The organism is Olivibacter sp. EAT-5, from assembly GCF_044784325.1.
Taxonomy (GTDB): Bacteria; Bacteroidota; Bacteroidia; order Sphingobacteriales; family Sphingobacteriaceae; genus Olivibacter; species Olivibacter oleidegradans.
In genome coordinates, this window is the sequence record NZ_CP173028.1 from 3,831,910 (window position 1) to 3,853,671 (window position 21,762).

Consider the following 21,762-nt stretch of genomic DNA (forward strand, 5'->3'; position numbering starts at 1 on the left):
AAATCACAAGCCAAAATTAATACTAGCTAATCAAAATGATGCAATTACCTAAAAGAATCAGCAGTTTTTTTATTATGTTTTTTTGTCTGACGGGGATTAACTTATCCTTTGCGGTTGGACAAAATGGGACCGTTACAGGAAAGGTGGTCGATAAAGAAGGGTTACCCCTAATTGCTGTCAGCGTGTTGGTGAAAGGAACCACCACTGGCACCAGTACAAATAATCAAGGAGAATTCAGCTTAACACTGCCTGCGATGCCAGCTACCTTGGTTTTTAATTATGTGGGATACAAAACCCGGGAGATACCAATTGATGCACCAAAGAGATTATCAAATGTCGTGTTAGAAGAAGACGCAACTAACTTGGATGAGGTAGTAGTAATCGGCTATGGCACGGTTAAAAAAAGGGATCTCACAGGAGCAGTCACTTCAGTCGCGCGTGAAGAGCTAACAAAATTACCTACTACGAATGTAATGGAGTCAGTACAAGGAAAAGCGCCTGGAGTAGATATTGTGCGACAAAGCGGTTCTGCCACATCCGGTGTAAGCATTACTGTGAGAGGTAATCGCTCCATTACCGCTGGCAATGGACCACTCTTTATTGTTGACGGGATGCAATATTCCAGCATTCAGGATATCAACCCCAATGACATTGAAAGTATGGAAGTGTTAAAGGATGCCTCTTCCACTGCCATATATGGTTCAAGAGGAGCGAATGGTGTGATCATTGTCACCACCAAGCGAGGTGTATCCGGTGCTCCTAAGGTTTCCTTTAATGCTTATTACGGCGTACAAAACGTGGCGGGATATCCGCGCGTAATGAACGGACAGGAATATGTGGCTTTACGTAGGGAAGCTTATCGTACTACGGGTGTTTGGAGCAGTCCGGCCGACGATGCCAAAATATTCAGTAATGAGCAACTCAGTTTTATCGAAAACAATGTTTCTACCGATTATGCGGATATGTTATTAGGAACAGGACATCAACAGGATTATCAGCTAAACATTTCCGGGGGTACGGAGAAACTGAAATCTTACTTCTCGGTTGATTTTTTCAATGAAAAGGGACTATTCGAAATGGATGATGCCAGACGCTATACCGCTCGGTTAAATCTTGATTACCAAGTGGCCGGTACACTTAAAGTGGGAACGCAAACCCAGTTAACTTATTACGATCAAAACAAGCGTGCCGATCCGCTTAATCAGGCAAATAAAATTAGTCCGCTGAATACACCCTTTGACACAGAAGGTAATTATATTATTTACCCCGGACAGGGTGGGGCCATCAACCCCTTGGCAGATGAGCAACCAGGCAATTACAAAAACAATGTAAAAACACTCCGTGTATTCCCAACCGTTTTTGCGGAGTTTAAACCCGTTGAAGGATTGAGTATTCGCGGTAACTTTGCAGTAAATCTTTCTAATTTACGCGATGGTTTATATGAGGGTTCCTACTCAATTCGTCGTAACGGAGCGAATTCACGCGCTACCTATGTGACAAACAATGGGTTAGGCTATAACTGGCAAGCAATTGTGAATTACCAGAAGACTTTCGGTGAACATGATTTCAGTATAACAGGTATCAGTGAATACCTTTATAATGATACCGAGAATGCGACAGCGCAAGGGGAAAATCAATTATTAGACAATAATTTCTTTTATAACCTTGGTTCGAATACGCAAAACCTCGCTATAACCAGCGCTTATACCGAAACAAAACTACTATCGTATGCCGCTCGGGTAAATTATGGTTATAAAGGAAAATACCTGTTGACACTAACGGCACGGACGGATGGTGCTAGTCAGCTGGCTGTAGGGAACAAATGGGACTTTTTTCCTTCTGTAGCGGGCGCTTGGCGTATCGTAGATGAGGGATTTATGAAGGAGCAATCGTTGTTTAGCGATCTTAAATTGCGAGCAAGTTATGGTGTTTCCGGCAACTCTTCAGTCGTTGCTTATTCATCGCAGAGTACGCTCACCAGAATCCCTTTTGCTTATGGTGACGCGTCTGCTCCTGGATACGGTTTTCCAAACAATTCACGAAACCCCCAGTTAGGTTGGGAAAAATCGGCTAACACCAATATCGGGTTGGACTTCGGATTGTTCAAAGGAAGACTAAACGGTACCTTAGAACTCTATCACACCAGTACGAGCGACTTATTGCTCGATAGAATCCTGCCACCTACTTCCGGCTATTCTTTCGTTACACAAAATATTGGTAAAACAGAAAATAAAGGTATTGAGTTTATGTTAAATGCGGCTCCAATAAGCAACAACCAATTTAAATGGAACAGTACGGTATCATTTACCAAAAATATTGAAAAGGTGAAAGAGCTGATCGATAACCAAGATGTGATCAGCTTGGATGCTCGTTACGTAGTTGTTGGCTATCCCGTTAATTCTTATTTCGATTATGAAAAGCTCGGTATCTGGCAACTAGGAGAAGAAGAACTAGCGGGTCAATATGGTCAAAGACCCGGTGACATACGAGTAAAAGATCAGAACGGCGATAACGTGATTACCGCAGATGGTGATCGCGTAGTAGTAGGCTCGCAAGTGCCTAAATGGAGCTTGGGTTGGAACAACGATTTTAGCTATAAAAATTTCGATTTAAACATTAATGTTTTTGCGCGCATTGGACAAATGATCAACGCCAATTACCTGACCCGATACGATCCCCAAGCCGTTGAAAATAGCACAGCTGATATTAGTTACTGGACACCCGAAAATCCTAGTAATCAATGGCCACGGCCTAATGCCAATTTAAGTAGAACAAGTATGCTCTATACTTCTACCTTGGGTTATACGGACGGCTCTTTTGTGAAATTGAGAAATGTAACCCTAGGGTATACTTTACCCACTTCCGTGACGGATAAATGGGGCTTAGCTAAATTGAAGGTATATGTGTCGGGTAGAAACTTGGCGATGTGGACCAAAACCATTAACGGATACGATCCGGAGCGTGGAGGCGGTGAATCAGCTCCCTTAACGCGCTTAATTGTGGCAGGTATTAATGTTAACTTTTAAAGGCTATTATAATGATTGTACATACTAGATATAAAACAGTTTTAATCGCTGCTTTTTTATTGGCAGCTGGACTAACTTCATGCAAAAAAATGCTTGATGAGGAGAACCTCAGTGGTATTACCGACGAGACTTTGTATACAACACCTAAAGGTTTTGAGACCTTGGTTAATGCCGCTTATAGTTATCAACGTTGGTGGTATGGTAAGGAGCGTGGCTATAATATAGGAGAAACTGGTACCGACTTATGGACCAATGGTGCGGGTGATGTATATCCGGATCTTACGACCTATCAAAATCTTCAAGCAACCAACGGCGCCTTACAGGAAGTATGGTCTAATTTTTACAAGGCCATTAATGTATGTAATGCCGGTATCGCAAGAGTCGGAAATTCGGGGATGGATCAGGCACTGCAAATACAGCGGACAGCGGAATTTCGATTTCTGCGCGCCTTCTATTACTATCACATTGTAGAAACCTGGGGAGGCGTCCATTTGACAACCGAGGAAACAGTAGGTGTCGTTACAGAAGCAAGGAAATCGAGTGTCGATGATTTTTACAACTTAATTATCGAAGATTTACGTTTTGCTGTTGATCATTTAGCGCCTACTACCGCTGATTATGGGCGCGTAACAAAGCCAGCTGCGGAGGCGTTTTTGGCACGTGTATACTTAACCAGAGGGTTGAATGCCGAAGCGGGTGCTTTAGCTAAAAAGGTAATTAGTGATTATGGTTTTGCTTTACTGCCTAATTATGCTGACTTATGGAGAATGAACAATCTCCAAAATAGTGAAATTGTTTATGCCGTTAATTATTCTTCTAATCTGAACGATAATGACAAACAGGACGATAATGTTTATCCGGATGGAGATAATAGAGGGTCAAATAGTGCCCATATGCTTTTCCTGATGAAGTATGATGATCAACCGGGAGTGATTAGAAGCTTGGAATATGGTCGGCCTTTTAACCGTTATCAGCCATCAAGATATTTATTATATCTTTTTAATGAAAACATCGATAGCCGATTTGAAGCCTCTTTTCAGAACGTATGGTATTGTAATCAACCGAATGCGTCGGGAAGACCTGCAGGGATGAATGTTGGCGACACAGCCGTATTTATTTCAAAGTATACGGTTCCGGCCTCGGTACGTGCAACAAAAAATTACACCATCTATGATGATGGCGATATTTATAATACAGATGGCTCATCGAAGAATCGGCTACGTTATATTTCACTTAAAAAGTTCATGGATAACACCCGAGGAAGTATAAACGAAGCGCAGAGTGTTCGGGATGCTTTTGTTATTCGCTTAGCCGAAATGTACTTGATCGTAGCCGAAGCTGCCTTTAAAACCGGCAATAACGAGGAGGCCGTGACTTATTTGAATATTATTCGTGAACGTGCTGCAAAAGAAGGACATAAAGAAGAAATGGATGTTAACGCTGCTGATGTAACGCTCGATTTTATATTAGAGGAACGGGCAAGAGAGTTCGCGGGAGAGCAGATGCGATGGTTTGATTTAAAACGTACCGGAAAATTAAAAGAAAGTCTGCAAAAATACAACCCACATGCGATTACTTATTTCAGAGATTATCATATGCTTCGTCCAATCCCTCAAAACCAATTAGACGCCGTAACCAATAAAAGTGAATTTACTCAAAATCCGGGATATCAGTAGCAGGTGGTTGAGTAGTTGAATAGTTGAGTAGGGAAGTAGTTAAGTAGTTGAGTTGTCAAGTAGGGAAGTGGTGAATTAGCCAATGTGATGATTAGCCAATGTGATGATTAGTCTTTATACTTACCTGCTTACCGTCAGGCAGGTGTCCTGATACTTATATCTTGATTACTCAAATTAGCCTCCAGCATATTGCCTATTGCTTAAGGCTTAAAACTACGCAATCGTTGCCGGCAACGATTGCGTAGTTTTTTACGAGATCTCTTGAGGGGATTTCTTTTTTATCCATGTATCTTGTAGCTATCAACGAGCCAATCATAGCTTTTTGATTAACCAATAAATCCACAATTTCTATTAACTTATTAGAACCATTATGACTAAAAAATTATGGACGCTTTTTGGGCTCTTATTTTTCAGTTATTGCTCTTCGTTTGCCCAAACAAGATCAATTACCGGAAAGGTCGTCAATACAGCGCAAGAGCCGCTACCTGGTGTAACGGTAGCCGTAAAAGGAACAAGTACAACTACAAGTACAAATGATGTCGGAGCGTTTAACATACAGCTGCCAAATACGCAGAACCCCGTGTTAACCGTTACCTACCTGGGTTACAAAATGCAGGAAATTCCTATTAACGGACAACAAACCCTCACAATTACTCTAGAAGAAGATGCAACAGGTTTAGACGAGGTGGTCGTAGTCGGCTACGGGACGATGAAAAAAGGAGACCTTACAGGTGCCGTCGGTTCGGTCACTTCCGAGACTTTAAAAGCTCGTGGAACTACCTCTGCTATGGCTGCTTTACAAGGCTCTGTTCCGGGGGTCGATATCAGCTCCACCTCAACAAAACCCGGCGGTGGATTTAATATCCAGATCCGGGGGCAAAACTCGTTAGCGGGTGGAAGCCCTTTGTATGTTGTGGATGGCGTAGTGATGGGCGATATCAATTTTTTAAATCCAGCCGATATTGAGCAAATTGACGTTTTGCGTGATGCCTCTTCGACAGCCATCTACGGTTCGCGCGGCTCGAACGGCGTTGTTATTGTGCGAACAAAGAATGCTGGCAGTAATCATGGTTCGCGAATGTCAGTGACTTACGATGGTTTCTACGGCATTCGTAAAATTGCAAGATTACCGGATTTTATGAGCGGACGAGAATGGGTAGACTTCCGCACGTCGGCCTACTATACTTATAACACCAATTTAGGTCAGTATGAATTAACGCCCGCTAATAGAAATTCTGTTTTACAGCGAAGCCCGCTATTGGAACAACGTCTATTTGATGAAGATTATGAAGATTGGCTTGCTTTGGGTACACAAGATGGGCATCAGCAAAATCATTATGTAAATATTGGTGGAAGCTCAAGTGATCTAGCTTATAATCTCGGTTTAGGTTATCAAGATGAAGAAGGTAATTTTATCAACGAAAACCTAAAGCGATACAATATGAAATTGAGTATCGACCACCGGGGATCCAAGTTTTTTTCGGCAGGAGGTACCATTAATTTATCCCATACCGTTACTAATCAAGGAAGCCAGTACGGCTATCGCGATATTATGCGAATGCCCGTTATCTTGCGTGCGTATGATGATCAAGGTAATCTTATTCAACAACCCGGTATTGCCGCATCTATTCAAGGTAGTGGAAACTTTACGAGCTCACCCAATCCACTGCAAGAGATTAATAGCGGTAATCAAGAGACTAGACGGTATGACGTGTTAGCAAGCGCCTACGCGCAAGTAAACCTGTTTGATGGATTCTCTATAAAAAGTACCATCATGCCACGATTTACCCGTGAGCGAGTGGGACAATACTATGACGTTGTGCCAGGTAATAGGAACCAGAATGAGGCTTATCAACAAAATGATGAAAGTTTGGAATATACCTGGGATAATCAAATAACCTATAATAAGACCTTTAATGATAATCATCACTTAAATGCCACCCTTATAAACAGTTTTTATAAAACTCGATTTGAAAGAATACAGGCCGCTACCCAGAATTTACCTTACGATTCTCAGTGGTATAATTTATTTACAGGTAACTTAATGCGGGACAATTCACTAACTTCATATAACGAGTCTGGTTTGATCTCTTATGCCGCACGTGTTAACTATGATTATAAAGGAAAGTACTTAGTTACCGGAACAATCCGTTATGACGGAAGCTCTAAATTGGCCGACAAATGGGCCTCTTTTCCTTCCTTTGCACTAGGTTGGCGCTTATCAGAAGAAGAATTTATGAAGGCCGATTGGCTCTCCGATTTAAAGGCTCGATTTAGTTTTGGTTACTCGGGAAACAATAACGGAATTAGCCCTTACGGATCAATGCAAACACCGATTTCGGATGAATTGATATGGTATGATTTTGGCGATGGTAATGCAGTTTCCGGCCTCCGACCAGGCTATCCAGTCAATCCTGCAATTACGTGGGAGAAGACACGGGAGCTGAACTTCGGACTGGACTTTGGTTTTTTCAATCAACGACTTTATGGATCACTTGATGTCTATGATAAGTTGTCCGATGGCTTGTTAATGAGTAGATCGTTGGCTATTGAATCGGGTGTTGCTACCATGACAGATAATATTGGTTCAGTAAGCAATCGCGGAATTGAAATTTCCCTAAACTCAACCAATATCCGTACGCCTAATTTCCAATGGACTACCTCTCTGAATTTCGCTCATAATAAAAATGCCATCGAATCTCTTTATGGTAAAAAGGAAGATGTAATGGGCGAAAAAAGGTTTATCGGACACCCTATTGAGGTAATTTACGACTATCGTGTTGTAGGAATTTGGAAATCGGATGAAGTGGAGGAAGCTGCGCGATGGGGGCAACAGCCGGGTCAGGCACGAGTAGAGGATATTAACGGTGACGGCATTATTACAGCGGCTAACGACCGGGTAATTTTGGGTAGTCCTAATCCTAAATGGACTGCCAATCTTCGCTCAACTTTTAATTACAAAAGCTGGGATTTATCAGTTGATTTGTTTACTCGTCAAGGGATTTTTGTACAGGATCGATTTTTGGAAGAATTTGGCCCAGGTAATACGCAGCGTGGAAGACCTAAAATTCGCTTCGATTATTTCGTGCCTCAAGGGATCGATAGATACGATTGGAATAATTGGGGTACAAAAGAAGACGGATCTCCCTCGGCTACTTGGTCACCTACCGCTGGAAACGAAAACGGGAAATATCCGGCTATTAATAACGCCGGACCATATTATGGCAGTAACGGACAATATACTGACGCCTCTTTTGTAAAAATAAGAAACATTATCTTGGGTTACACGCTTCCAAGCAAAATGTTGTCGAAAGCGAAAATAAGTCAGTTACGCGTATACCTTAACATACTTAACCCATTCACTTTTACCAAATACGAAGGTTGGGATCCGGAATATGCAACTACCTCCTTACAGAACGGTAATGGTCCAAGTACAGTTACTTATCAATTGGGTGTAAATCTTAAGTTCTAATTTGATTATTGACGATTTAATATAACGATCATGAAGCGTATTTTAATATATATAGTTCTTACATTGTTACTCAGTGGCTGTAAGAAATTTTTAGAGGAAGATAATAAAGGAGGGATCACGAACGAAGAGTTCTATCGAACCGAGGCGGGTTATGAAACTTTAGTAACAGCCTCTTATTCATCCTTACGTGAGACGTTCCGACTAACTCCCTGGTTGCTGGTAGCGGGTACTGATATGTATCAACGAGCGAGAGGTACGGGTGATCGATCTATTCAGGAATACGAACAACTTTATGCCACGGATTCCTATGTAAAGGACTATTACCAACTCTGTTATAAAGCTATTCAAACTGTTAATATGGCTATTTTTTATAATGATATAGCCGAAATTGAAGCGGAGAAAAAAGCAACTTACCTAGCTGAATTGCGCTTTTTGCGCGCTTTTTATCACTTTCTTTTGGTGGAGCAGTTTGGCGGGATCTATATTAATACAGAAGCCACTTTTGAACCGCGATTAAATATGCCGAGAAACAGCTTGGAGGAATGCTATACCTTTATCATTGGCGAAATGGAAGCAGCCCTTCCCCTTGTCGGAACAGCTAAGGCGCGAGTAAATAAAACAGTCATTAACCATTACTTAGCGAAAGTGCATCTCACCAGCGCATGGGACCTGAAACAAGCGGCTGATTTTGAAAAAGCAAAGACTTATGCCTTGGCTGCGATAAATGGCAAAACAATTAGTATTCCATTTGAGCAATTATGGAGCCCTTATAATGAAAATAATGATGAGATCATTTTTGCGATACAATATGATTTGGAATCCATTGCTTCCAGTACGGACGGAAACAATCAACAGGGTATTTTCGGTCCCTACTTAGGTGGATCCGAGCTAAATCATAAATACATGAGTGCTCAATTATACCCTTCCTGGAATTTACATACTTTTTATGGAGAGAATGACGCTCGATACGATGCAACTTTTATGCTAACCATTTATGATCAATATTTTGATTATTATGATGCCAGCAAAGATAAATCCAGCATCTTGATCAGAGCCTATTATCCGCGCGTTTGGGGTAGAGAATATACAAGCGCCGATTCTTTAGCGTGGGCAAATCAACACCAGGGACAAATAGCAAGTAATTTCCGGTATTACCCGTTTAAGTACGATGAAGAGGCTTATAGAGCCTTCTATGACGCGGATATGAGTACACCGGTTATTAAAAAGTTTGATAGTCCGCAAACTCGTACCATATTTCAGCAAACAGCCAGTGTGCGAGATATTGTATTGGCACGTTTGGCCGAAACCTACTTCCTTTATGCAGAAGCTTGTATTGGATTGAATGATTTCGCCAGTGCAGCAACTTATGTACAGGCGGTGTTGGATAGACCGGGTAATGCAAAAGACGGCGGACGGTTAAGTCCGAACATAGATATCGCCACAGCCGCTGGCCAAAGTCAGGCACTTGATGCTTATCTGATTGAAAGTGCGAAAGAGTTTGCGGGCGAATATTTAAGGTGGCCGGAGTTGAGAAGAACAGGGAAATTGAAAGAATTTTGTGCCAAATATAACTATGATATCAAACGGATTGGAGTCGATCGCGCCTTTAGAGGACCAGACGGTCAAGATAAGATTTTGCGACCGATTCCACAGGACGCTATTGATCTCAATGAAGCGGAAATCCAACAAAACCCAGGATACGAAGCCAGATAAAAAAACAGCGCAATCGTTATCGGTAACGATTGCGCAAATAAAGACCTTTAAATGTTTGAAAAGATTAGCGGATAGCCTTAGAATTGTAGGGGCATAACCGATTGATACCTTGATAATGCTTTATGAATAAGATACTGAAAACTGTTATACTCTTAATTTTTACCCATGGGGCATTCGCCCAAAAACTTGCTGAACCAACTGTCTCATTACCTACTTTTAAAAAGGATACGGTATCAATCACTGCTTTCGGAGCGATTTCCGGTGGACGTCATTTAAATACGGAATCGATTAATCAAGCTATTGATCAAACACATAAGAAGGGTGGAGGCGTGGTCTTAATTCCTGCAGGTGTATGGCTATCGGGGCCTATTACCTTAAAGAGCAATATAAACTTGCATTTGGCCGCTAACGCGTTGCTGCAGTTTACAAAAGATTTTTCGCAATATTCCTTGGTACAGACCAGCTGGGAAGGGATCCCGCAGATGCGGAACCAATCGCCTATATGGGCCTTAAATCAGCAAAATATAGCGATTACCGGGAAAGGGGTTATTGACGGAAATGGTGATGCTTGGCGAATGGTGAAAAAGGCGAAAATGACAGAAACGCAATGGAAGAAGCTTATAAGCTCCGGAGGCGTTCTTAACGAAAAAGGAGATATTTGGTATCCTTCTCAGAGTTCTTTGAAAGGAGCTTCTTATAAGGATCCCGGACTTGTGGAGAAGGGGAAAAATGCACAGTTCTATGAGGAAATAAAGGACTATTTGAGACCGAATATGATTTTGCTCGAGAAATGTGAGCGTATTTTACTGGAGGGTGTAACATTTCAAAATTCAGCTGCTTGGAATATCCATCCCTTAATGAGCGCCGATTTAACCATACGGAATATTAATGTACGCAATCCTTGGTATTCCCAAAATGGAGATGGCTTGGATATTGAGTCTTGTAAAAACGTACTGGTGGAACAAAGCACCTTTGATGTAGGTGATGATGCTATCTGTATTAAAAGCGGCAGAAATGAAGCGGGTAGGGAACGTGGTATGCCAACGGAAAATCTGTGGGTACGGAATTGTACGGTTTATCATGCGCATGGTGGTTTTGTTGTGGGAAGCGAAATGAGCGGCGGTGCGAAAAATTTATATGTTGACAATTGTACGTTTATCGGAACCGATATCGGTTTACGATTTAAAACGACACGTGGAAGGGGAGGCGTAGTAGAAAATGTATATATCAATAACATTTTCATGAAAGATATTCCCGGAGAGGCTATTCTGTTCGATATGTATTATGAAGCAAAGGATCCGATCGTGTTAAGTGGAGAACATTGGGAACCTCCTAAAGTGGAATTTTTGCCTGTTACTGAAGCAACACCGCAATTTAAGGATTTTTATATTAATAATGTGGTTTGCGATGGGGCAGCTAAAGCGCTCTTTATCCGAGGCTTACCTGAAATGCACATAAAGAATATTCAATTGACTAGGCTTGACATGGTTGCTAAAGAGGGCATCGATATACAGGAAGCATCCAATATAAGCCTGCGCGACGTAAAGTTGCAGGTTGAAGATGCTTCTAAGCAAATTGCCTATATTTTAAACAGCAATGATATAAAACTGCATCAGCTAGAAGTGAAAAATGCAAATATCTTTCATCTTCAGGGCGAACGTACTTCTACAGTTGATGTGCAAGGCTTGACGGGAGCTCAACCGGTTATTAAAGCCGATTTTGGTGCCAATAAAAACGTTATAAACATTAATTAAGATAAGGAATGGATTGGATTTTTAAGCGGCTCTTGTTGCTATCGCTCATGATAAGCTATTTTAATGTACAAGCACAGGAAGTAAAATATAGTGAGTTGATGACGCAAACGGCTATGCGACTTTGGCCTGATGCTTTTACACTGGAAAAAAATCAGCCGGCTAAATGGAGTTATGACTTGGGGGTAATTCTAAAAGGAGTAGAAGGGGTTTGGAAGAATACAGCGAATAAGCGCTATTTCGATTATATCCAGCATAAAATGGACCATTATGTGCAGGAAGACGGTACCATCAATGCTTATAAAATGGAGGATTATAATATCGACTTCATTAATAACGGAAAAATCCTCTTATTTCTATATCAGGTAACTGGAAAAGAAAAGTACTTAAAAGCAGTCCGGCATTTAAGAAAACAACTTGATACACATCCACGAACCAAACAGGGTAGTTTCTGGCATAAGAAGATCTATACACATCAAGTCTGGTTAGACGGCTTGTACATGGGACAACCTTTTTATGCGGAATATGCAAAGCTGTTTAACGAGCCGAAAGCTTTCGACGACATTAGCCGTCAATTTGCTTTAATTGAAAAGAATACGCGTGACGAAAAAACGGGTTTATTATACCATGGTTGGGACGAATCGAAAGAACAACAGTGGGCTAATAAGGAAACGGGTCGGTCACCAAATTTTTGGAGCCGTGCGTTAGGATGGTACGGCATGGCCTTGGTAGATGTACTGGATTATTTTCCTAAAAATCATTCCGGTAGAGATACGATTGTAGCTATTTTGAATCGTTACGCAGATGCAGTTGCCAGGTTTCAGCAAGCGAATGGTCTTTGGTACCAGGTGACCGATATGCCTAGTAGAAAAGGAAACTACCCAGAGGCTTCTGCTTCATCGATGATTGTCTATACTTTAGCAAAAGGTGTGCGTTTAGGATATTTACCTGCTAAATTTTTGAAAAATGCTGAAAAGGGTTATACGGGTATTTTGAAAGAGTTCATTGAAAAAGATGAACAGGGCAATGTCAACTTAAACGGCACGGTGAAAGTTTCCGGTTTAGGAGGAAAACCCTATCGTGACGGCTCCTTTGAATATTACATGAGCGAACCGGTCATTCAAAACGACCCGAAGGGGATCGGTGCTTTCATACAATGTGCAGTTGAAATGGAAATGGTCCCTAATTTGAAATTCGCTAAAGGAAAAAAGGTGCTGTTGGATTATTATTACAACCATGAAACAAGGAAAAGCTTACTAGGGCAGCAAGAACGTTATCATTATACCTGGGAAGAGCAGGATAACGGTGGTTATTCCCTGTTAGGGTACATTTTCCGTTCCTACGGTGCAGTTACTGATTCATTGGGAGTAAAACCTACAGAAGAAAATCTTCGAAAGGCCGATGTATATATCATCGTAGATCCTGACACCGAAAAGGAATCTGCCCATCCAAATTATTTGGCTACTCCTGAAATCGATGTAATTGTTAAATGGGTTAAAAATGGAGGAACACTTGTATTGCTTGGAAATGATGCCGGCAATGCTGAGTTTACGCATTTTAATGAGCTTGCAGGCCATTTTGGTGTTCAATTCAATGAAGACAACCATTTGATGGTGAAAAACAATCAATTTGAACAGGGAGCCGTTCAAGTCGATAAAAGTAACCCTATATTTAAAAGGCCCTATAAATTGTATATCAAGGAAATCAGTTCACTTCGCGTTTTTGCTCCTGCCACACCAATCGTTGGAACAAAAGGGTTAAATATCATGGCCATTAGCAAATACGGCAAGGGAAAAGTGTTTGTGTTAGGAGACCCATGGATATACAATGAATATTTAGATGGAAGGAAGTTACCTGCAGAATACCAAAATTTTCAAGCAACACATGATTGGGTGAAATGGTTAGTGAAATAGTTAAGTAGTTAAGTAGTGAAATAGTTAAGTAGTGAAATAGTTAAGTAGTGAAATAGTTAAGTAGTGATAGCATACAGGTTAAGTACCATTGGTAATCGTATTTAAGAACTACTCAACAACTTAACTACTCGACAACTCAACATAAAGCAATAAAAATGGAACGTTTAAACAATAAGTTTTTGCAAAAGGGTACGTTACCTGTCGAGGTTGAAGTGCCCGCGGCCAATTGGAAGGAATTGCCGGTAAAGGTAATACAGTTTGGTACGGGCGTATTATTAAGAGGTCTGCCTGAATATTTTATTGACAAGGCAAACAGAAAGCAGGTATTTAATGGAAGAATCGTTGTGGTGAAATCTACGGCAAGTGGCAGAACAGATAGCTTTGAGGAGCAGGATGGCTTATATACCCTTTGTGTAAAAGGAATTGAAAACGGAAAAGAAATCGAAGAGATCAGTATTAATTCTTCCATTAAGGAAGTATTAACCGCTTCGGAAAATTGGGGAGAAATATTACGTTATGCAGAAGAACCGCAATTGCGGGTAGTAATATCGAATACAACGGAAGTAGGTATAATGTATGATAAAGATGATAAGATTACATTGAACCCACCGCATAGCTATCCAGCTAAATTATTGGCTTTCTTGTATAAACGTTTTCAGTACTTCGGTGGTGATAAGGAGGCGGGAATGGTTATATTGCCAACAGAATTAATCTCAGACAATGGAAAAAAACTGAAAGAAATTATAGTGAAATTAGCTGAGCAACATCGGTTGGAGGCGGCATTTTTACATTGGCTTGAAGATGCCAATTATTTTTGCAATACATTGGTGGACCGGATCGTACCAGGAAAGCTTCCCTTCGAAGAACATCAAAAAATGCAGGAGCGTGTAGGATATCAAGACGACTTAATGATCATGGCGGAGCCTTTTCGACTTTGGGCAATAGAGGCGAAGGATCCGAAAGTTGCGGAAATTTTATCATTCAGTACCGTGGACGATGGAATGGTCATCACTTCAGACATAAGTAAATTTAAAGAGTTAAAGTTACGGCTGTTAAATGGTACGCATACCTTTTCGTGTGGACTAGCTGTTTTAGCTGGTTGCGAAACTGTAAAAGCAGCCATGGCTGATCCTCTTTTAGAAGGCTTTATAAAAAAACTACTAATGGAGGAAATTGTTCCAACCGTTGTGTCTCGCGGTGGTATCGAAAACGAGGAAGCCAAGCTTTTTGCCGAAAAAGTGCTGGATCGTTTTAGAAATCAGTCACTCGACCATAAGTGGATTAACATTACATTGAATTACACGTCTAAAATGGAAATGCGTAACGTAGCGCTTATAAAAGGATTTTATGATGCAGTAGGTGAGGCACCGGAGTTTATGGCCATGGGCTTTGCAGCTTATATACTTTTTATGAAGGCGAAGCGCAGTATTGACAATACCTATAAAGGTTATACTAACGAGAAGGGGTATTATACCATTAATGATGAATATGCCGCCTTATTTGAGGGACTGTGGAGTAAAGAACCGGAACAAGTGGTTGAAGCAGTTTTGAATGATCAACGCATATGGAAACAAAAGCTGACACTCCCCGGTTTTCAGGAGAAGGTACTGCATTATTTACGTTTATTAATGGATAATAAGGTTAAAGAAGTAATAAAAGAGGCTGTTAATAACAAAAAATACAATCAGCTTAATTAGGTTATGGGAGCAAGGGTTTTAAAGATACATCCGAAAGACAATGTATTGGTCGCGCTGCAAGATTTACAGCAAGGAGAACAAATCGTATATCAGTCGGAAACATATCTGCTGAAGGAAGATATTCCGGCAAAGCATAAGTTTTATACGCAGGATTTGGAAAAAGGAGCGGAGGTTCTCATGTACGGAACGCTCGTTGGGAAAACACAATATCCCGTGAAGGTGGGGGAACGTATGAGTACGGATAATCTAAAGCATGCGGCTGCAGCTTACGCATTCCGACCCTACAATTACCATTGGGAAGCCCCGGATGTATCCAAGTTTGCTAATAGAACTTTCAATGGATATCACCGGTCTAATGGTGAAGTTGGAACGGCAAATTACTGGTTATTTATACCTACCGTTTTCTGTGAAAACAGAAACCTAGACGTCATAAGAGAGGCATTGCATAATGAATTAGGGTATGCCGTGACAGATAAATACAAGAGGAAGGCGCGCTTACTGAAGGAATGGTACCGACAAGGTAAGGACCTTGCTTCAGTTGATTTAGATTTGCAGGAAGCATGGGTCCCAACCGATCGGGTTTTCAAAAATGTAGACGGCATTAAATTTCTGAACCATCAAGGTGGTTGTGGTGGTATTCGACAGGATGCGGCGGTATTAAGTAAGCTTTTGGCAGCTTATGCCGATCATCCGAACGTGGCCGGTGTAACCGTGCTCAGTTTAGGATGTCAAAATTTACAGGTGCAGGACTTTTTAAATGACTTAAAAGACCGTAATCCAAACTTTGACAAGCCGCTTTACATTTTCGAACAGCAGCAGTCTAAAAGCGAAGAACAAATGGTTACGGAAGCGATTAGACAAACGTTCATAGGTTTAGCCGAAGCTGATAAATTGGAACGGAAACCTGCACCGCTCAGCAAGCTTACACTCGGTGTGAAATGCGGAGGCAGTGATGGTTTCAGTGGTATCTCTGCCAACCCTGCTGTAGGCTACTGTGCTGACCTACTAGTAGCACTGGGGGGGAAAGTTTTATTAGCTGAATTTCCGGAACTATGTGGGGCCGAGCAAAATTTGATAGACCGCACAAAGAATGAAGAGGCTGCAAAAAAATTTATAACCCTTATGGGGGCCTATAGCCAAGCGGCCGAAAATGCCGGTTCGGGATTTCATATGAATCCTTCTCCCGGAAATATTAAGGATGGCTTGATTACGGATGCCATTAAAAGTAATGGTGCCGCTAAAAAGGGTGGGACAGCGCCGGTAGAGGATGTGTTAGACTACACGGAACCAGCTATTAAACCGGGTTTAAACTTGGTTTGCACCCCTGGTAATGACGTAGAAGCAACCACGGGTAAAGCAGCCAGCGGAGCAACACTGATTTTATTTACAACAGGTTTAGGAACGCCCACAGGAAATCCCGTATGTCCGGTAATTAAAGTCGCCACCAATTCTTCGCTCGCTTCTCGTATGGCAGATATTATTGATATTGATTGCGGTCCGATTATTTCCGGTGAAAAAACCATCGAAGAAATGGGTGAGGATATTCTGGAATATTGTATTCGGGCAGCAAGCGGTGAGGTGATTCCCAAAGCAGTGCAATTGAATCAAGATGACTTTATTCCTTGGAAGAGAGGGGTGTCTTTGTAGTTGCTAGTTATTAGTTGCTGGTTATTAGTTGTTAGTTATTGGTTGTTAGTTATTAGTAGAAGCAGGCATAAAGCGTACGCCTACTGCCTAAAGCTCACGAGTATGAAAAAATTCTTAGATAAAAATTTCTTATTAGAAAGTAATACAGCGCAAACATTATATCATGAATATGCGGCGAAAATGCCCATTATCGATTACCATTGTCATTTGTCCCCTCAACAGATAGCCGAGGATGCCCGATTTGAAAATATTACACAAGTATGGTTATATGGCGATCATTATAAATGGCGGGCAATGCGTACGAATGGTGTAGATGAACGCTATTGTACCGGCGATGCCAGTGATCGGGATAAGTTTTTAAAGTGGGCTGAAACTGTACCATATACCCTAAGGAACCCCCTTTACCATTGGACGCATTTAGAATTGCAGCGGTATTTTGGCATTGATAAAATACTGGACGCTAGTACTGCTGAAGAAATATACGATGAAGCGAGCGATTTACTTAAGAAGCCGGAATATAGTGTCAGGAATCTATTAAGGAAGATGAATGTAAAGATTGTGTGTACAACAGACGATCCGACAGACAGTTTAATATATCATCAACAGCTAAAAAAAGAGGGCTTTGAAATTCGGGTACTACCTGCCTTCCGGCCAGATAATGCGATGAACCTTTCTGTACTGTCGAAATTCCAGCAGTATGTAGAAAAATTGAGCCGCGTTTCGGGGGTAACTGTTCAAAATTTTGATGACTATTTGCAAGCGCTGAAAGTTAGACACGATTATTTTGCTGAAAATGGATGCTGTGTGTCAGATCATGGGTTAGAGGAAATTTATAACGAATCCTACAGATTAGAAGATATTAGAACCATCTTCTCCAACGCATTGCAGGGTAAAGTTATTTCTGATGAACAGCATAATCAATTTCGATCGGCCATGCTAACCTATTTCGCTGAATGGGACCACGAAAAGGGATGGGTGCAACAGTATCATTTGGGTGCACTTCGAAATAATAATTCAAGAATGATGCAAAAATTAGGTCCTGATACGGGTTGGGATTCTATCGGTGATTTTTCGCAGGGAAGGGCTCTAGCGGGTTTCCTTGACAAACTGGATAGTCAGGATAAATTAGCTAAAACCATCCTGTATAATCTTAACCCGGCAGATAATGAATTAATAGCGACCATGATTGGCAACTTCAACGACGGTTCTTCGGCCGGAAAGATTCAATTCGGCTCCGGTTGGTGGTTCCTTGATCAGAAAGACGGTATGATCAAACAGATGAATGCGTTGTCGAATATGGGACTGATCAGTAAATTTGTCGGCATGCTGACTGACTCGCGAAGCTTTCTGTCTTATCCTCGTCACGAATACTTTAGACGAATCCTTTGTAACTTGTTCGGCGAAGAAGTCGAAAACGGTGAGTTACCTGAGAATTTACCTTGGATTGGCAAAGTTATCGAAGATATTTGCTATCATAATGCCGCTAGTTACTTCAATTGGCCTACAGAGGGGTGAGGGATAAGGTGTAGGGTGTGAGGTTTAAGGTATAGAGTATAAGGTATAGGGTGTAGGGTATAAGTATACGGTTTTAGGTATATTAGGGGATAAGGTTTAAGAGATGAGGTGTCAGAATAAGATTTTTTCTTGATACTTACCTGCCTGCCGGTAGGCAGGTGTCTTGACACCTATATCCTGACACCTATATCCTAACCACAGAAAGCCGACTCTACGCTAGGATTATTAGCCAAAATTTAATATCATTGTAGCTGAATAACTAACGTAAGGAAAACGTATGAATGTGCAAACGTTTTCTTTTAACCTAATTAACATTTATTGCCATAAATCATGAATTCTAAAGAGACAATAGGTAAGTACAGATGGACAATTTGTACACTGCTATTTTTTGCTACTACGATCAACTATATGGACCGTCAGGTGCTTTCCTTAACATGGAAAGATTTCATTGCACCTGAATTCAAATGGACCAATAATGATTATGGTAACATAACAGCTTTGTTCTCTATATTTTACGCGATATCTCTTTTGTTCGCTGGTAGATTCGTAGATTGGTTAGATACAAAAAAAGGTTTTCTATGGGCAATAGGAATTTGGTCGATCGGTGCCTGTCTTCACGCATTTTGTGGTATTGCAACGTCAGGGTTGTTAACCGGCAAATGGTTCGTAGGGTTTGAAGGCGCGAAAGAGGCACTAGCCCTCGTTGGCGATTCTGCAAAAATTATATCAATCAGTGTCACGCTTTTTATCTTTGCTCGACTTGTATTAGCGATAGGGGAAGCGGGTAATTTTCCGGCGGCAATTAAGGCGACGGCTGAATATTTTCCGAAAAAAGATAGAGCCTTTGCTACCAGTATTTTTAATGCGGGTGCAACGGTAGGTGCACTTGCGGCTCCTGTTACCATACCGTTTATAGCCGAAGCCTATGGATGGGAGATGTCCTTTATCATCATAGGCGCTTTAGGGTTCATATGGATGGGATTTTGGGTGTTTATGTACCATAAACCAGAGGTACACCCACGCGTTGGAAAAGCGGAACTCGACTATATTCAGCAAGATTTAATAAACGATAGGAAGTTGGTTGACTATGTAGAAGAAACAACCGATAAAGCTTCTTTCGTTAAATGTTTGAAATATAATCAGACATGGGCATTTGCCTTTGGTAAGTTTATGACTGATGGAGTTTGGTGGTTTTTCCTCTTTTGGACACCTGCTTATTTAAGTTCCGTATACGGTATGGATTCTACACAAAGTGCCTTACCTCTTTTTGTTTTATACCTTATTACCCTGCTTTCTATAATTGGCGGTTGGCTTCCAACTTACTTCGTCGATAAAAAAGGGATGAATCCGTATGAGGGCCGTATGCGATCGATGTTGATTTTTGCCTTTTTCCCTTTGTTAGCGCTGTTTGCTCAACCTTTAGGACATATAAGTTATTGGCTTCCTGTAATTATTATCGGTATAGCTGGTGCAGCACATCAGGCTTGGTCTGCCAATATTTTCACCACCGTAGGTGATATGTTCCCCAAAAAAGCTATTGCTACGATTACGGGTATCGGCGGTATGGCTGGAGGCGTGGGTTCTTTCTTTATTAATAAGGGTTCCGGAATGCTCTTCGATTACAGCAAAGAAACGGAGATGTCCTTCATGGGTTTTCATGGTATTGAAGCTGGTTATTTTATTATATTTTCCGTTTGCGCGGTTTGCTATATCATTGGCTGGGTAGTTATGAAATCGCTAGTACCTCGATATTCGCCTATTACGGATTTATAGTTATTGGTTGCTAGGTTGAATAGTTGAGTTGTCGAGCAGTTCTTAAATGTGATCGCCACTCAACTACTTAACTAGTATAAAAACTCTACTAATCCCAAAAAAAATTTATGTAATCTATGTTCTTTTTATGAACTTTGCGTAAGAATTGGATATTGAAAAGAGAGCCAAACTACACCTGCTCTTATCGTCTTTGGCTCAATTTGAACCGATTCGTTAAGTTTATTAAATAAACGTGGAAACTCATATACTTCCTGCTACTGCGTATAATCGCAACCGTGTCCGTTTGGCTGTATCTCTTTTTTATTTTTGTCAAGGCTTGGCTTTTGCCTCTTGGGCAAGTCGTATTCCGGATATTAAAACTAAACTTCATCTTTCTGACGGGCAATTAGGTAGCTTACTATTTGCACTACCGCTAGGCCAATTGGCTACAATGGCGCTCTCCGGTACCTTAGTAACTAAGTTTGGCAGTAAAAAAGTGTTAACCGTAGCTGCCGCTTTATATGTGGTTGCACTTACTAATTTAGGTTTAGCTTCTCAGGGTTGGCATTTAGGTGTTTCCTTATTTATATTTGGAATCATCGGTAACATGTGTAATATAGCAGTAAATACACAAGGGGTTGCCGCAGAGAATCTTTTCGACAAACCAATCATGTCCTCTTTTCATGGGGCTTGGAGTATTGCAGGGTTTACAGGTGCTTTGGTAGGCCTACTGATGATCAATCTACATATTGCTCCTTATCTACATTTTTGGATTATCGCAGGCCTGGTATGGATAAGTATCCTAATCAATAATAAGTTTCTTGTAGCAGGGGTAGGACCGGCCAGTACTACTAAAAAGAAATTATTCTCCAAACCTGAGGGGGCTTTGCTACAATTGGGTGTGATAGGCTTCTGCAGTATGGCTACTGAAGGGGCGATGTTTGATTGGAGTGGCGTATATTTCAAAGATATCGTAAAAGCGCCGCAGGCATTGGTACCCCTTGGCTATGCGTCCTTCATGGTGATGATGGCTTCAGGGCGTTTTATTGGAGATCGGCTCATTGCTCGATTGGGTAGAAAAAGGGTTTTGCAAGTGAGTGGCGTATTGATATCATCGGGTATGTTCTTGGCGGTGTTGTTTCCCTATATTATTACGGCAGTAATTGCTTTTATGCTGGTAGGACTAGGAGTCGCAACCGTTGTTCCTACGGTCTATAGTGTTGCCGGGAGAAATGCTAAAGTATCACCGGGAATTGCCTTAGCAATGGTATCGAGCGTGAGTTATCTTGGTTTTCTTATGGGACCACCGCTCATTGGTTATATCGCTGAATTAGCCAGTTTAAGGTATTCTTATGCAGTTATTGGCGTGTTTGGATTGGTGATCACGTTGTTGGTTGCTAAAATAAGGGCTATTAATCAGTAGTCGCACCTTAATTCCGTTTCTTTTAATCTCACGGGCTTAAGTCTAATCGGGGGAGGGTGTTAAAGGAAAGATTTTTTTTATCAACTTTTTCTTGGCAAAAAATTGAGCAAAACCCAAGGCTTTGTAGACTATCTCGCAACTGATGGCAAAGCATTCATGGCGCGTATTGGAGCCGTT

General features: G+C 41.2%; 11 protein-coding genes. All 11 read left to right on the forward strand.

The genetic code is table 11. The features are described 5' to 3' along the window. The first annotated feature begins 35 nt into the window (after positions 1-35). The 11 genes from ACH11B_RS15725 to ACH11B_RS15775 all read left to right on the forward strand — a co-directional run bounded on the left by ACH11B_RS15725 (position 36) and on the right by ACH11B_RS15775 (position 21,585). Entirely contained in the window at positions 36-3,026 is a 2,991-nt protein-coding gene (locus ACH11B_RS15725; protein ID WP_013666154.1) for a TonB-dependent receptor, read from the forward strand. 11 nt (positions 3,027-3,037) lie between these two features. Next, positions 3,038-4,702 (forward strand): RagB/SusD family nutrient uptake outer membrane protein, encoded by a 1,665-nt coding sequence (locus ACH11B_RS15730; protein ID WP_130857565.1) that lies wholly within the window; start codon positions 3,038-3,040, stop codon positions 4,700-4,702. A gap of 370 nt (positions 4,703-5,072) precedes the next feature. Continuing rightward, positions 5,073-8,174, forward strand: a complete 3,102-nt coding sequence (locus tag ACH11B_RS15735) for a TonB-dependent receptor (RefSeq protein ID WP_013666156.1) — start codon at positions 5,073-5,075, stop codon at positions 8,172-8,174. A 30-nt stretch (positions 8,175-8,204) separates the two neighbouring features. Then, positions 8,205-9,887 carry a RagB/SusD family nutrient uptake outer membrane protein gene (locus ACH11B_RS15740; protein ID WP_377609607.1) on the forward strand — a complete coding sequence of 561 codons (1,683 nt, stop codon included), beginning with the start codon at positions 8,205-8,207 and terminating at the stop codon, positions 9,885-9,887. A 122-nt stretch (positions 9,888-10,009) separates the two neighbouring features. Next, complete coding sequence (locus tag ACH11B_RS15745) at positions 10,010-11,641, forward strand: glycoside hydrolase family 28 protein (RefSeq protein ID WP_289552745.1); 1,632 nt, start codon at positions 10,010-10,012, stop codon at positions 11,639-11,641. A gap of 8 nt (positions 11,642-11,649) precedes the next feature. Continuing rightward, positions 11,650-13,551 carry a glycoside hydrolase family 88 protein gene (locus ACH11B_RS15750; RefSeq protein WP_377609605.1) on the forward strand — a complete coding sequence of 634 codons (1,902 nt, stop codon included), beginning with the start codon at positions 11,650-11,652 and terminating at the stop codon, positions 13,549-13,551. 155 nt (positions 13,552-13,706) lie between these two features. Beyond that, complete coding sequence (locus ACH11B_RS15755) at positions 13,707-15,248, forward strand: tagaturonate reductase (RefSeq protein WP_130857561.1); 1,542 nt, start codon at positions 13,707-13,709, stop codon at positions 15,246-15,248. 3 nt (positions 15,249-15,251) lie between these two features. Continuing rightward, a complete protein-coding gene (locus ACH11B_RS15760; protein WP_130857560.1) occupies positions 15,252-16,895 on the forward strand; it encodes a UxaA family hydrolase in 1,644 nt (547 codons plus the stop codon). 102 nt (positions 16,896-16,997) lie between these two features. After that, entirely contained in the window at positions 16,998-18,410 is a 1,413-nt protein-coding gene (uxaC, locus tag ACH11B_RS15765; RefSeq protein ID WP_013666162.1) for a glucuronate isomerase, read from the forward strand. Positions 18,411-18,740: 330 nt separating this feature from the next. Next, entirely contained in the window at positions 18,741-20,183 is a 1,443-nt protein-coding gene (locus ACH11B_RS15770) for an MFS transporter (protein ID WP_130857559.1), read from the forward strand. Positions 20,184-20,415: 232 nt separating this feature from the next. Continuing rightward, positions 20,416-21,585: an MFS transporter gene (locus ACH11B_RS15775; protein ID WP_013666164.1), complete on the forward strand. Its 1,170-nt coding sequence runs from the start codon at positions 20,416-20,418 to the stop codon at positions 21,583-21,585. The last annotated feature ends 177 nt before the right edge of the window (positions 21,586-21,762 follow it).